The sequence below is a fragment of the Nocardia sp. NPDC049149 genome, from assembly GCF_043197455.1.
Taxonomy (GTDB): domain Bacteria; phylum Actinomycetota; class Actinomycetes; order Mycobacteriales; family Mycobacteriaceae; genus Nocardia.
Genome location: NZ_JBICTD010000006.1, coordinates 442,781 through 456,030, shown reverse-complemented (window position 1 = coordinate 456,030; position 13,250 = coordinate 442,781). Strand labels below are relative to the sequence as shown.

11 protein-coding genes are annotated in these 13,250 nt (G+C 68.9%); 1 reads left to right on the top strand and 10 read right to left on the bottom strand.

Annotated elements, in window-relative coordinates; all coding sequences use genetic code 11:
• Window positions 1–103: 103 nt before the first annotated feature.
• The 5 genes from ACGFNJ_RS26255 to ACGFNJ_RS26235 form a co-directional block, all read right to left on the bottom strand.
• Window positions 104–1,483, bottom strand: a complete 1,380-nt coding sequence (locus ACGFNJ_RS26255) for an RsmB/NOP family class I SAM-dependent RNA methyltransferase (RefSeq protein ID WP_393453352.1) — start codon at window positions 1,481–1,483, stop codon at window positions 104–106.
• A 1,024-nt stretch (window positions 1,484–2,507) separates the two neighbouring features.
• On the bottom strand, window positions 2,508–3,431 hold the full coding sequence (gene fmt / locus ACGFNJ_RS26250) for a methionyl-tRNA formyltransferase (RefSeq protein ID WP_393453349.1): 924 nt from the start codon (window positions 3,429–3,431) through the stop codon (window positions 2,508–2,510).
• On the bottom strand, window positions 3,431–3,997 hold the full coding sequence (gene def, locus ACGFNJ_RS26245) for a peptide deformylase (protein ID WP_393453346.1): 567 nt from the start codon (window positions 3,995–3,997) through the stop codon (window positions 3,431–3,433). The genes fmt and def overlap by 1 nt, the downstream gene beginning before the upstream one ends.
• A 384-nt stretch (window positions 3,998–4,381) precedes the next feature.
• Entirely contained in the window at window positions 4,382–5,305 is a 924-nt protein-coding gene (locus tag ACGFNJ_RS26240; protein WP_393453343.1) for an esterase/lipase family protein, read from the bottom strand.
• A gap of 145 nt (window positions 5,306–5,450) precedes the next feature.
• Window positions 5,451–6,110: a PadR family transcriptional regulator gene (locus ACGFNJ_RS26235; protein ID WP_393453340.1), complete on the bottom strand. Its 660-nt coding sequence runs from the start codon at window positions 6,108–6,110 to the stop codon at window positions 5,451–5,453.
• Between the two features lie 150 nt (window positions 6,111–6,260).
• Here ACGFNJ_RS26235 and ACGFNJ_RS26230 point away from each other — a divergent pair, with 150 nt between their 5' ends.
• Window positions 6,261–6,812, top strand: a complete 552-nt coding sequence (locus ACGFNJ_RS26230) for an SMI1/KNR4 family protein (protein ID WP_393453337.1) — start codon at window positions 6,261–6,263, stop codon at window positions 6,810–6,812.
• 14 nt (window positions 6,813–6,826) lie between these two features.
• On the opposite strand, the gene ACGFNJ_RS26225 is transcribed toward ACGFNJ_RS26230, so the two are convergent.
• The 5 genes from ACGFNJ_RS26225 to rpoZ all read right to left on the bottom strand — a co-directional run bounded on the left by ACGFNJ_RS26225 (window position 6,827) and on the right by rpoZ (window position 13,223).
• The gene (locus tag ACGFNJ_RS26225) at window positions 6,827–7,240 is read right to left on the bottom strand and encodes an SSI family serine proteinase inhibitor (RefSeq protein ID WP_393453334.1); all 414 of its coding nucleotides are present in this window, start codon (window positions 7,238–7,240) and stop codon (window positions 6,827–6,829) included.
• 90 nt (window positions 7,241–7,330) lie between these two features.
• On the bottom strand, window positions 7,331–10,051 hold the full coding sequence (locus ACGFNJ_RS26220; protein WP_393454167.1) for a primosomal protein N': 2,721 nt from the start codon (window positions 10,049–10,051) through the stop codon (window positions 7,331–7,333).
• A 105-nt stretch (window positions 10,052–10,156) separates the two neighbouring features.
• A complete protein-coding gene (metK, locus tag ACGFNJ_RS26215) occupies window positions 10,157–11,368 on the bottom strand; it encodes a methionine adenosyltransferase (protein WP_393453331.1) in 1,212 nt (403 codons plus the stop codon).
• Window positions 11,369–11,581: 213 nt separating this feature from the next.
• Window positions 11,582–12,805 carry a bifunctional phosphopantothenoylcysteine decarboxylase/phosphopantothenate--cysteine ligase CoaBC gene (gene coaBC / locus ACGFNJ_RS26210; RefSeq protein ID WP_393453328.1) on the bottom strand — a complete coding sequence of 408 codons (1,224 nt, stop codon included), beginning with the start codon at window positions 12,803–12,805 and terminating at the stop codon, window positions 11,582–11,584.
• A 136-nt stretch (window positions 12,806–12,941) separates the two neighbouring features.
• Window positions 12,942–13,223 (bottom strand): DNA-directed RNA polymerase subunit omega, encoded by a 282-nt coding sequence (rpoZ, locus tag ACGFNJ_RS26205; RefSeq protein ID WP_069166440.1) that lies wholly within the window; start codon window positions 13,221–13,223, stop codon window positions 12,942–12,944.
• Window positions 13,224–13,250: the final 27 nt, after the last annotated feature.

Here is a 13,250-nt window from a genome sequence, read left to right as displayed (position 1 = left end):
ACACTGACCTCGACGAAAGCTGCTCTGCCACAACATGCTCGCGAGCGCGTCGGTAGTCACAGCGTGCGGCTGTGACTACCGACGCGCTCGCGGTGCGCCTGGGTCATGGTTTGCGGAGAGCGGCCATGAACATCGCGTCGGTGCCGTGGCGGTGTGGCCACAGTTGGACGGTGGGACCGTCGCCGATATCGGTGACGCCGGGGAGGAGGTCTCTGGTGTCCAGCTGTTCCGCGCCGGTGCGGCGGACGGCGTCGGCGACGACGGCCACGGTTTCCGGAAGATGCGGAGAGCAGGTGGAGTACAGGAGAACTCCGCCCGGGCGCAGGAGATCCCATGCGGCGGTGAGTAATTCGCGTTGCAAGGTGACGAGTTCGGCGACGTCGGCGGGGGTGCGACGCCAGCGTGCTTCGGGTCGGCGGCGGAGCGCGCCGAGGCCGGTGCACGGAGCGTCGACCAGGATGCGGTCGTAGCCGGGAGCCAAGCCGCTGCTGCGGCCGTCGGTCACATGCACGTCAACAGGCAAGCCGTTGACGGACTTGCGGACGAGTTCGGCGCGGTGTTCGGCGGGCTCGACGGCGTCGACGCGGTAACCGTCGATGCCTGCGAGTGCGCCGAGGAGCGCCGCCTTTCCGCCCGGTCCGGCACACAGGTCGAGCCAGCGCCCGCCGTCCGGTCCGTTGAGTGGCGCGCGGGTCAGCGCGAGCGCCACCAGTTGGCTGCCTTCGTCCTGCACGCCTGCCATGCCGTCGCGCACCGGCTCGAGTTTGCCTGGGTCGCCGCCGTCGAGGTAGACCGCGTAGGGCGACCATCTGCCCTCTTCACCGCCGGTTACCAGCGCTAATTCCTCGGCGGTGATGTCGCCGGGCCGAGCAACCAGATGCACAGCGGGGCGCGCGTCATCGGCGGCGAGCGCATCGTGCAACTCCCCTGCCCGCGCACCGAGCGCATCGGCGAACGCCTGCGCGATCCACACCGGATGAGCGAACTCGAAAGCCAACCGCCCCACCGGATCTCGCGGCGCCAACGCCTCGACCCACTCCTCGACGGTCTTCTCCCCTGCCCGCCGCAGCACCGCGTTCACGAATCCCGCTTTGCCCGCACCGAACTCGGTGCGCGCCAACGCCACCGAGGTGTCCACCGCCGCGTGCGCCCCAATCCGGGTCCGCAGCAACTGATATACCCCGAGCCGCAACACATCCAGCAACGGCCCGTCGATCTCCGCGATCGGCCGCCCCGCCCCCGCCTCGATCACCGCGTCCAGCAGCCCGAGCGACCGGCACGCCCCGTACGCCAGCTCGGTCGCCAACGCCGCGTCGCGCCCGGAAATCCGCCGATCCTTCAGCAGCCCCGGCAACACCAGGTTCGCGTAAGCATCCCGTTCCCGCACCGCCCGCAGCACATCCCGCGCCACCAACCGAGGACCATCCCCTTCCTCCGCCCCACCACGCCCCCGCGCAGCGCCGACCCCCCGATCCTTCGCCACCCCACCCCGTTTCGCCGCAACAGCCGCCCGCCCCGCACCCCGATCAGCCGAACCCGAACCACCTTGCGCCGAACGCTGACTCGAGCCCGAACGCCCCTGACCCGAACCGCCCGCGGAATCTCCCCGCGCACCGCCTACCCGGCCCCCTTGCGCCGAGCCGGAACGCCCCTGGCCCGCTGAACCCGAACCGGCCCGCGCCGAACGCTGACCCGCCGCATCATCTCGTGGGCCGCCCGCCCGACCGCTCTGCGCCGAGCCGGAACGCCCCGGGATGCGATCGGCGGAACGCGAAGCACCTTGTGCGGAGCTCTGGCTCGTTGCGCCGGACTTGCCGTTGCGCGGCCGATCGGCGCGCACGAAACGATCGCTTGTGGTGCCGGACCGCGAATTGTCGCCTCGAGCATCCTTGGCGCGCTGGCTTCCCCCTGAGCGGCGATCGGTCGACCTGGAACCGCTCTGGGCGGTGCGTTGGTTGGCGTTATCGGGTCGACCACTGGCCGCCCGACCACCCTGGGTGGCGCGCTGGCTCTCGGCGCCGGACCGGCGGACCGCATCGGTCCGTCCACCGGCGTTCGCACCGCGTGCAGATTGACCCGCGCGGGCAGCACCCTTCCGGGCACCGTTCGCACGCCCAGCGCCGGCGGTGCGATCACTGCCGGACTCGTTGCCGCGCTTGTCCTCCGGGGATGTCATGCGACCACCACACCGGCGTCGGCGCCAGCCTGGTCGATCAACGCCATCGTGCGCCGTGCTGTCATGCTCCACCACTCTCGTTGGGGTCGCGGCGCATCGCCACGGACAAAGGTTTGCGTGTACCGCACCAGGCCCGCACAACTGCGGGCGGCGGGTAGCTGTGCCGAGGGACGGCGTCGGCCCGAACCGGCCGCACGGCCGCCCCGGGCAGCAGCGACATCGCGCCGCAGAGCTGAGCGCCCCTGCGGTGCGGTCGCCGACATCCGTCCAGCAAGCGCGCACGCCGCCGAACTCTGCGCCCGCGTTGGGTATTGCCGACGATCGAGGATCGTCACTCGAACACCGCACCCGGCTGCAGTCGAGCGCCGCGGGCCCAGTCGAGCGCCGCCATCATCCGTTTTCCTTGCGGCTGAACCTGGTTCAGGCGCAGGGCGGTGGTGGCGGTACCGACGTAGACGCCGGATTTGCGGACCTCGATGGTCCAGGCGGGGAGGTCTTCTTCGACCATTTCGGCAGGCCCGAGTTTCAGGCGCTGGCCGTCGATTTCGGTCCACGCGCCGGGAGCCGGGGTGACCGCGCGGATTCGGCGGCTGATGGCCAATGCGGGCTGATCCCAGCGGATGTGCGCGGCGTCGGCGGTGACCTTCGGCGCATGCGAGACACCGTCGGTGGACTGCGGAACCGCTTGCAGCGTGCCGTCTTCCACGCCGTCGAGCGTCGTCTCGAGCAGCCGGGCGCCGCTGTCGGCGAGCCGATCGAGCAGCACGCCCGCCGTGTCGGTGACGTCGATCTTCTCGGTCACGGTGCCGAAGACCGGGCCGGTGTCGAGCCCGGCCTCGATCAAGAAGGTGGCGGCGCCGGTGATCTCGTCGCCCGCGTTGATCGCGGCCTGCACCGGCGCCGCACCGCGCCACGCGGGCAGCAGCGAGAAGTGCAGGTTGATCCAGCCGAAACGCGGAATGTCGAGCACCTGTTGCGGCAGCAGCGCGCCGTACGCCACCACCGGGCAGCAGTCCGGCGCCAATGCCGTGAGCTGCTCGATGAATTCGGGCTCGGACGGTCGCCGCGGCGTCAGCACGGGGATGCCGTGCTCGTCGGCCAGCAGCCCGACCGGTGACCTTGTCACCTTGCGCCCGCGCCCGGCGACGGCGTCAGGCCTGGTCACCACGGCAATCACCTCGTGCCGGGTGGACGCGATGAGTCGCCGCAGCGACGGCACGGCAGGCTCAGGGGTGCCTGCGAAGACTATGCGCATCAGCGGCCCTGTCCGAACGGTCCCGGCTGGCCGGTGCGGCTGACCGACCGCGACTGCCGCACCGTCACTCCCGCACTGAACCAATCGGATTCGCGAATGGTCCGCATCGCGTCCTTCCGCGCCGCCGGGTCCAGCCGGTCGATGAACAGCACGCCGTCGAGGTGATCGGTCTCATGCTGCACGCAGCGCGCCAACAACCCTTCGGCGGTGAATTCGACTGGGGCGCCGTGCATGTCGACGCCGGTCGCGCGCACCCGCAGCGCTCGTCTGGTGTCGTAGCGCACACCGGGGATGGACAGACACCCTTCCGGGCCGACCTGTTCTTCGTCGCCGATGACTTCCCATTTCGGGTTCACCAGATGTCCGGCGGCGTCATGAGTGTCGTACACGAAAACACGCAACCCCACTCCGATCTGCGGCGCCGCCATGCCGACTCCACCGTCGTCGTGCATGGTGTCGGTCAGGTCGGTCACCAGCTGCTGCAGTTCCCTGTCGAATTCGGTGACCTCGCCCGCGCGAGCACGCAGAACGGGGTCGCCGAACAGGCGAACAGGCTGAATGGTCACGGCAAACTCCCGGAAGCGGACGAACACGGTCGTCTCATTCTAGTGAGACGACCGAATGTCCCCGATCCACCAGTCATCACCTGGTAAAACTCGAGTGCGGTCGGGCGGGGTGATACTCCCCCGCCCGGCCGCCCAAGCACCCCGCCACTCAGCTCCGCCGCACGTCGATCCCCGTACTCACGCCACACGCACGTCGCCGCGGCGCATCCTCACGCGCCGTACCCAGAGCTACTGCCTCACGCACGTCGCCACACGCCACCCACCGAGGCTTTGTCCCGACAGACGTGCAACCGCCGCGGTCGCCGCACCCGGCAGCCCCTGGACAAGCGATGACCAACACTCCGCTCGTCTCACCGTGCGCGAACGTGCGCTGAGGCTCTCGACTTACGAGTTCCCGGCGATGATCACCTCGGGGATGCCGGTGCCGAGCATCACCGGCCTGCACACCGGCGCAGGCGCGGTCCGGTCGAGCACGGTGAGCAGCAACTCCTGCACGAACGTGTCGTACACCATGTGGAAATGCCCGGTCAGGTCGACCGCGCAGCGGTCCTGCAGCGTGATGTTCTCCGCACCGGGCCCACGCAGGGCGATATTGCTGAACGGCTGGATCATCTCGTCGACCCGGCTGCCGATCGTCACATACTTCGGGCCCGGCACGGTGTCGCCACCCGCGTTGAGTTCGAGCATGATCGGCGACCCTTCCGCCTGCTGCACCGCCGCCACCGAGGTCACCCTGGCGAACGCCTGCATGGCGCCTGGCACCGCGTTCACGACCGGCACCAGCCCGTACATCACGCCGCCGTAGCTCGGCGACGCGAGGCCGATCCACTGTCCGACCTTCGGCGCGCCGCCGAGCTTGTTGACGAAATACCGCGTCACCGTGGCCCCCTGCGAAAACCCGACGAGGTCGACCTGGGCCGCACCGGTCGCGGCGAGCACCTGGTCGACGAAGGCGCCGATCTGATGCGCGCTGAGCACGACATCTTCGGTGCCGTAACTGTCGGCCCCGGGCTTACCCCCGTAGTTGAGCGCGAAAACACAGAACCCGGCCGCGGCCAGCTGCGGCGCGATCGCCGAATAGTCCGAGTACGCGGACGAGTCGGTCCCGTGTGCGAGCACCACCGGCCGTGGCCGCTCGGCGCTCGGCACGCACCCGAAGTTGTTGGTGCCAAACGGAGCCACGTCACTGTGGTTCTTCTGATACTGCGCGGCGGCCATGTGGTCGGTCTGCGCAGGCCCGATGTGGGTCGGCACCTCAGGCGGCCGATATCCGGCGGGCGCGGCATGCGCTACCCCGGAGCCGATCATGACGACTCCGGTCAACGCAACGAGCCACACCGCCCGCCTAAACTGTGAATATCCCCAACCCCAAAGACCACGAGACTGTCGCATCTCACAATGATCTACCGAACCCCGTCCAAATGTGCACTCCGACGCGGCATTTCACCCGCCGTTACTTTTCGGGGGTCTCGTCTTCGGCCAGAATTCGGTATAGGGACTTCCTGGTCTCGGTGAGCAGCTCCGCCGCTCGTGCCGCCTGCGCCGGCGTGCCCGCCGCCGCGACCTGTGCGACCGCGCCCATCAGCTGACCGACGAGCGAACGCAGGTCCATGGCCTGGGTTCCGACGTCTTCTTTGACGTCCGCCCACGGGTCGCCCAGTTCGTCCTTGTGCTCGGTGACGTAGGCAGTGCCCGTCTCGGTCAGTTGCGCGGTCTTGCGACCGGCCACCTTCTCGATGAGCACCAGGCCCTCGTCTTCGAGCTGCGCGAGTGCGGGGTAGATGGACCCCGGGCTCGGACGCCAGACGTCGTCGCTGCGCTCACGGATTTGCTGGATGAGTTCGTAGCCGTGCATCGGCCGCTCGGTGAGCAGCAGCAATACCGCCGCCCGCACATCGCCGCGCCGACCTCGGCCGCCGCGGCCACGACCGCGACCGAAACCGCCTGGCCCGAAGCCGGGTCCGAAACCTGGACCGAAGCCGCCGGGCCCGAAATCGGGTCCGTGGCCGTGCCGTCCGCCACGGCGGAACCGCTGCCGGGGATCGAAGTCCTCGTGACCGGCCCAGCCACGGCGTCCGCGCCGTCCGAATTCGCGTTGTTCTTGGTTTTCCATGTCAGCCTCCTCAGGCTCTCGTGTTCGTTTCATGTTATCGACGATATATCGGCAATGCATCTAACGCAAGGGAATGTTCGAAAATTTCGGCGTGCCCGCAGCGCTACCTGCGCTACCTTGTGGTCAGCAGCGACAGTCGGGGGTGATGCGATGAGCGACAGTGGCCATGCCCGCGCCATCGATCGAGTCCACGCCCTGTTCCAGGACGTGCTCGCGCACGGTCTACGCGCCGACGCGGTATCCGGGGCGACGAATGCCGAGATCGACGGCATGGCGGTGGCACAGCAAGCCGCAGCCGTTCCGGCGGCGCTGCGCGAGATCCTGCGGCTCATCGGCTACGACCGCGGGCCGTACTTCGGCGACGGAAGCGCCTTCGGGGTAGAGCTGCGCCTCGACGAGAAGAGCATGGCGCTGGAATTCTTCGACGAGGTCGCCGCGCCACCGGCCGAATTCCGGGACCCAGAAGGCATGTTGGTGCTGCACTACCACGGCGGGTACCAGGTCTGCGTGCTCGACGGCGCCGACCTCGACGAGCCCGATCCCCCGGTGTGGCTGCTCCGCGAAGACGGCGAGCTGGCCCGGCTGTGGTCGACGACGACCGAATGGTTCTCCGGCGTCTGTGCCGAGGTCACGAGCAGGGTCGACCAGCTGGGCCGGGCGCGGCACCAGCCAGACCTCGGCTGGGCCGCGTACTTCTGCTGACAGTCAGCGACGAATCAGAAGACCGGAGTGGTGCGACCGCTCAGCTCGCACAGGTTGCCGAAGGTCTTGCGCCAGTCCACCGGCTTGCCCTGCCAGGTGCCGGTCGCCTCACCGGTCACCGGCTCGTAGACCTGAGCGCACACCGCGCCGGGATCGCCGGCCAGCTTGTCGAAGTCACCGCCGACAGCGGTCAGCGCGGCACACGCCGCCTCTGCGTTCTTGTGATCGCCACCGGTCGGTTCACAGGTGAGCGTGACGCGGGTCGGGGCCGAGTTCGGCGCTGCCGGAGTGACAGTGAGCGTCAAGACAGACTTGGCCGTCGGCTTGGCATCGTCCTTGTTGTCACTGGAACATGCCGTCGCGAAACCGAGTGCGACGACCGCAAAGCACACGGTCGCGAAGATGCGGCGGAGCGAGGAGATCGTCATCGGCACAGTTAATCACGAGCAAAAGCGCAACGCCCGATTGTGCGCGGCGCGTGGCGCGGTCAGCACGAAGCGCGGGCGGCGCGAATGCCGTCAGCCGATGTCGACCGGGTCGATCTGCACGCGCAGTGGGGCGTCGGATCGGTGTGTGCTGCGAATGGCTTGACTGGTGGTGAGGGCGCGGGCCAGCGCGTTGCCGGACTTGCGGTCGACGCGCAGCAGCATGCGCTCGACCTCGGCGGGAGAATCGCCCGAGGAGAAGGGTTTGCGGGCGCCGACCGGCAGCGGGACCGGGCCGAGAACGTCGACGGCGTCGGGAAGGGTTGTGGCGGAGAGCAACTCGGCGATCGAGTCGGTGGTGCCGTCGATCGCGGCCAAGCGGACCGCAGGCGGGAAGCCGACCTCGGTGCGGGCGGCCAGTTCGGCGCTCGCATGCCAGACCGGGTCCCAGCGAAGCAACGCCTGGACGGTAGGGATGGTCGGTTCGGCCATGACGATGACCTGGCCGTGCGTGCGGACCAGGGTGGCCGCGGTCATCCAGCGGCGCAACGCGTCTTCGGCGGCGCGCAGGTCGGCGCGGCCGAGCAACGCCCAACTGTCGAGGAGCAGAGCAACACCGTAGCCACCGGGCAGCACGGGTTCGGCGCCGACGGTGGCGACCACGACCTGCGGGCCGGGCGGCACGGTGTCGAGCATGGCGCCGCCGCCGGAACCGCGGATCGGCACGCCGGGAAAGGCGCGGCCGAGTTCCTCGGCGGTGCGGATGGCGCCGATCACGACCGCGCGCAAGGCACGCGAACCGCAGGACGGGCAGCGGAACGCCGCCTCGGTGATGCCGCACCAACGACAGCTCGGGCTGTGCGCGGCGTCCTGCGATTCCTGGTGTCGCGCACGACCATCCGGAAGGGCGAGCGGACCGTTGCACCGCCGACACCGTGCAGGGGTCCGGCATTTCGTGCAGGCAAGCGACGGAATATAGCCGCGCCGCGGCACCTGCACCAAGACGCCCGCCCCTTCCTTCAGCGCACTGCGCGCGGCACGGAACGCGGTCTCGGGGATACGAACCGCGCGGGCGATCGGATCACGTTCCAGCGCGGCATCACTGTCGCCCGGCGCACTGATCCGCGGCGACGCCGCACGCACCACCGCCCGGTCCGCGACGAGATCGTGCGCCCACCCGCTCTCCACCACCGCCTGGATCTCCGCGGTCCTGGCGAACCCGGCCGCGACGAACGCGGCCCCCGTCTCGTGCGAGCGCAGCATCGCCACCTCGCGCGCGTGCGGATACGGCGCCCGCGGCTCGGCGTAGGTATCGTCCCCGTCATCCCAAATCGCCATCAGCCCAAGGTCTTTGGCGGGCGCGAACACCGCGCTCCTGGTGCCGACCACCACCCGTGCCGTCCCGCGCAGCACCGCGAGCCACCGCCGATACCGCGCGGCAGGACCGAGCCCCGCCGACAACCCGACCGCCGAATCCCCCACCAGCCGATCACATTCCGCCAACACCCGGTCGAGGTCCCGCTGATCCGGCACCATCAGAATCGCACTGCGCCCCTGCGCAACCACCGCCGCCGCCAACTCAGCCAACCGCCGCGGCCAATCCTCCCCCGGCAACGCCTGCCAAGCCGCCCGCGGCCCCTTCCCCGCCGCCAGCGCCGTCATGAACGCCGCACCATGCAGATACCGCCCCCACGGCGCCAGATCGAACGAAACCAGCGGCTCCTCGCCACTGTGGGCAAGCACCTGCGACCCCGTGCCTACCGAATCTCCCTCCGCCAGAGCCGGATCCGATCCAGTCGCGTCCACACGCAACGGCACCACGACAGATGCTGCTGTCCCCGCACCGCCAACACCTGACGGCCCCGACAGGCCAGCCCCCACTCCCGGACGGCCATCAACGCTGGCCGCATCCACCGAAACAACTTCGCCGACAGCGGAATCCGCACGCGCGGTACCCGCGTCAGACACAGCACCCGGTGGCCCGAGCGGGCCACTCCACTTCTCGGCGGCGCCATCAGCGCGGGCCGAGTCGAGCAAATCAGCGTCCCCGCCGGCGGGACCGGGGGTCGGAGGGGACATCTCGACCGTCAGCTCCGCGGCAGTGCCGACGCCGGACACCACAGGCGGCCCACTCCGATCACCGACCGAGCCCTCAGCAATGGCCGTCTCCACCGAATCTGCTTCGCTGGCAGGGGAATCCGCACCCACCGAGGCTGGTCCGGCAGATTGCGCGGACCAGGTCGGCGCATCCGTGTCGGGCGACTCCGGAAGGTCTCGCGGCCTCTCCGCAGGACCGACCTCGGGCGCTCGAGTCGAATCGAGTTCGATGTCAGCGGGTTTCACCCGGCGCGGCGCTTTCGCGACCGACGATGCACGCGGGTCCTCCCCTACGGAATTCGCCGTGTCCGACGGACTGGTCGTCGAATCCTCTTCCTCCGCATCGGAATCCCCCGCCTTCTTCTTCGACCCGCCGGTCTCGGTGCGGGCGTGGCGGGGCGGGATCGCCAGACGCAGGACGTCGGCGCGGGTACCCGCGTATCGAGCCGCGACTATCGTGGCGAGTTTCGCGATCTCGGGGGTGAGGACGCGTTCGCCGGAGACGACGCGTTCGAGTTTGACCAGCTTGCCGCCGTGGTCGCTGTGGGTGCGGCGTTCCAGGAGGTAGCCGTCGATCAGCCGACCCGCGAAGCGGACCCGGACTCGGACGCCGGGCTGGGCGATGGCGTCCAGGTCGGGCGGAACCAGGTAGTCGAAGTCGCGGTCGAGGTGGGCCGGAGACAGCAAAGGGAGCACCCGAGCGATCGGGTGCTCCATTGCCGTGTCCTCGGTCCGGCCGCCACCCACAGGCAGTTCCCCCTGGGTGGCGGGGGTGTCCGCCGCGGGTTCGTTCACTCTGTGACGCTGAACCGCATGGGTCGCCTACAGACCGACGGCCGCGCGCAACTTGTCCGCACGGTCCGTGTGCTCCCAAGGCAGGTCGACGTCGGTGCGGCCGAAGTGGCCGTACGCGGCGGTCGGTGCGTAGATGGGACGCAGCAGGTCCAGGTCGCGGATGATCGCGCCGGGGCGGAGGTCGAAGACCTCGGCGATGGCCGACGAGATGCGCGCCGGGTCGACCTTCTCGGTGCCGAAGGTCTCGACGAACAGGCCGACCGGAGCCGACTTGCCGATCGCGTACGCGACCTGAACCTCGACCCGGTCGGACAGCCCGGCCGCGACGACATTCTTGGCGACCCAGCGCATCGCGTAGGCAGCGGAACGGTCCACCTTCGACGGATCCTTGCCGGAGAACGCACCACCACCGTGGCGAGCCATGCCGCCGTAGGTGTCGACGATGATCTTGCGACCGGTCAGGCCCGCGTCACCCATCGGCCCGCCGAGCACGAACTTGCCGGTCGGGTTGACCAGCAGCCGGATGTTCGAGGTGTCCAGGCTCGGCAGCTCGAGGTCGGCGAGCACCGAGTCGACAACCTTCTCCCGAATGTCCGGCGCGAGAAGGTTGTCCAGGTCGATGTCGGCCGCGTGCTGAGTCGAGATGACGACCGTGTCGAGCCGAACCGGACGGTCGCCGTCGTATTCGATGGTGACCTGAGTCTTGCCGTCGGGCCGCAGGTACGGCAGCACGCCCGATTTGCGAACCTCGGTGAGCCTGCGCGACAAGCGATGTGCGAGCGCAATGGGCAGCGGCATCAGTTCCGGAGTATCGGTCGTGGCATAACCGAACATCAGGCCCTGATCGCCCGCGCCCTGCTTCTCGATCTCGTCGTCGGAACCACCGACGCGCGCCTCGTGCGAGGTGTCGACACCCTGCGCGATATCCGGCGACTGCGCACCGATGGCGATATTCACGCCGCAGGAATTACCGTCGAATCCCTTTGCCGACGAGTCATATCCGATTTCCAGCACCTTTTCCCGAACGATCCGGGGAATATCGGCGTACGCCGACGTGGTGACCTCACCTGCGACATGGACCTGACCGGTCGTGACGAGGGTTTCCACCGCGACACGGCTGCGCGGGTCTTCCGCGAGCAGGGCATCGAGAATGGAATCGCTGATGGCATCACAGATCTTGTCCGGGTGACCTTCGGTCACGGACTCACTGGTGAATAGCCGGCTGCCGGACGTGCGCACAGTTTTTCCCTCTCCCTCAACGGGTTGTTCGTGTCGAATTGCGACAGTAACGTGCTGCTGCTACCGCACAACCCTTCATCTCAGACTATGGCAAGTCGCCGACACGCTGGTCCCCGAGAGATCTCTATCTCAGACAGCTCGCCCTGAATGGCATCGGGGACCACGGCATCGACGACGGGGTCATGGGGAATTATCCCAGTACTGCAATGGATTTCAGCTCAACAACGGCCCGAGCGCGTCGAGTACCCGACTGGCGAGCAATGCCTTCGACCCGTGGTCGAGTGCCTGCTCGGTGCCGTCCGCACCCAACAGCCAGCCATCGTTGGTGTCGACCTCGAACGCCTTGCCGTCGCCGACCGCGTTGACCACCAGCAGGTCACACCCCTTGCGAGCCAGTTTGGCCCGCGCGTAGGTGAGCACGTCGCCGTGTTCGTCGCCGGTCTCGGCGGCGAATCCGACGATCGCGGTGCCGCTCAGCTGTCCGTCGCGGCGTGCCTGCACCAGACCGGCCAGGATGTCGGTGGTCTTGGTCAGCGCGATGACGTCGGGTTCACCCGCGCCCTTCTTGATCTTGGCGGCGGCCACGTCGGTCGGCCGGAAATCGGCAACCGCCGCCGCCATGATCACCGCGTCCGCGCCGACGGCGTGCTTGTCGACCGCGGTCTTGAGTTGCTCGGCGGTCGTGATGTGCACCAGGTCGACGGCAGCGGGCGCGGCCATCTCGATCGTGTTGCCCGCGATGAGCGTGACGTGCGCGCCGCGCTGGGCCGCGACCCGAGCCAGGGCGTACCCCTGCTTCCCGGAGCTGCGGTTGCCGAGGAACCGCACCGGATCCAGCGGTTCCCTGGTGCCGCCCGCGGTGATGACCAACCGGCGGCCTTCCAGATCACGCGGGATGGCGTCGGCGCGTTCGAGCAGCAGCGTGGCGAGCCCGAAGATCTCCTCGGGTTCGGGCAGCCTGCCCGGACCGGTGTCGGTGCCGGTGAGCCTGCCCGACGCGGGCTCCATGACGATCGCTCCGTGGGCGCGCAGCGTCGCGACATTGGCGACGGTCGCCGGATGCTCCCACATTTCGGTGTGCATCGCGGGGGCGAACAGGATCGGACATCGGGCAGTGAGCAACGTGGCGGTCAGCAGGTCGTCCGCGCGGCCCTGGGCCGCACGCGCCATCAGATCGGCGGTCGCCGGGGCGATGACCACGAGGTCCGCCTCCTGGCCGAGCCGAACGTGGGGCACCTCGGGCACATCGGTGAACACGTCGGTGTGCACCGGGTTCCCGGACAGCGCCTCGAAGGTGGCCTTGCCGACGAACTGCAGCGCCGACTCGGTCGGGATCACCCGCACCTGGTGTCCGGTCTCGGTGAACCGGCGGACAAGCGAGCAGGCCTTGTATGCGGCGATCCCGCCGCCGACGCCGACGACGATCCGTGTGGTCACTTACGCCTCCGGTGGCTGAACCCCGCGTGCGCGGGGACAACAACGACAATCCGTGCGGTCACTAGGCCTCCGGCTGTGGATCTTCCCCGCCCACACGGGGAGTTCGGTGCTGCGGCATCGCGCGAACCCTCGGCGCTTACTCGCCTTCGGAGTGCTCGAGCAGGTCGGAGTGGATTTCGCGCATCGCGACCGACAGCGGCTTCTCCTGCAGGCCGGGCTCGACCAGCGGGCCGACGTACTCGAGGATGCCGTCGCCGAGCTGGTTGTAGTAGTCGTTGATCTGACGCGCGCGCTTGGCGGCGTAGATGACCAGCGCGTACTTGGACGAGGTGCGCTCGAGCAGCTCATCGATCGGGGGGTTGGTCAGGCCGATCGGGGTGTCGTAGGCGGGAACGGTCTTGATGTCCGAACTGCTCACTAGGTGTGCTCCTGCGCGTATATGGGT